This window comes from Mesorhizobium sp. M5C.F.Ca.ET.164.01.1.1 (assembly GCF_004792125.1).
In the GTDB taxonomy this organism is placed as follows: Bacteria; Pseudomonadota; Alphaproteobacteria; order Rhizobiales; family Rhizobiaceae; genus Mesorhizobium; species Mesorhizobium wenxiniae.
Genome location: NZ_SRTG01000363.1, coordinates 1 through 324, shown reverse-complemented (window position 1 = coordinate 324; position 324 = coordinate 1). Strand labels below are relative to the sequence as shown.

At 67.3% G+C, this 324-nt stretch carries 1 protein-coding gene; it reads right to left on the bottom strand.

Annotation, left to right across the window (positions count from 1 at the left end):
- Positions 1 to 274, bottom strand: a 274-nt coding sequence (locus tag EN807_RS33825; protein ID WP_210240028.1) for a hypothetical protein, incomplete at its 3' end; no start/stop codon positions are given.
- Between the last annotated feature and the right edge of the window lie 50 nt (positions 275 to 324).

Here is a 324-nt window from a genome sequence, read left to right as displayed (position 1 = left end):
GGTGGCTGGGGCGGACGCAGAGATTGTAGGCATAAAGCGAGTGCACCGGCTCGCTGCGCGGCAGCGATGCAAAGGCATCGAAATTCGTGGGAAAATCGGCGCGCACCAGCGGGTCCTGGCTGGTTTCGGTGAAGCAGAGCGTGCCGGCCAGCGCGTCGCCGTCGATCGCGCCCAGCATGGTGTGGCCAAGCGCCAGCCGGCGGCGGATGGTCGCCTCGCTGGCTCGCAGCGGACCGGCCCAGGCGGCAGCCTCAAGCTCCATCAGCAGCGGCATGTCGTCCGCGTCCAGCTTCCGGATTGGAAGCGCATTGCTCTCGACGTTCA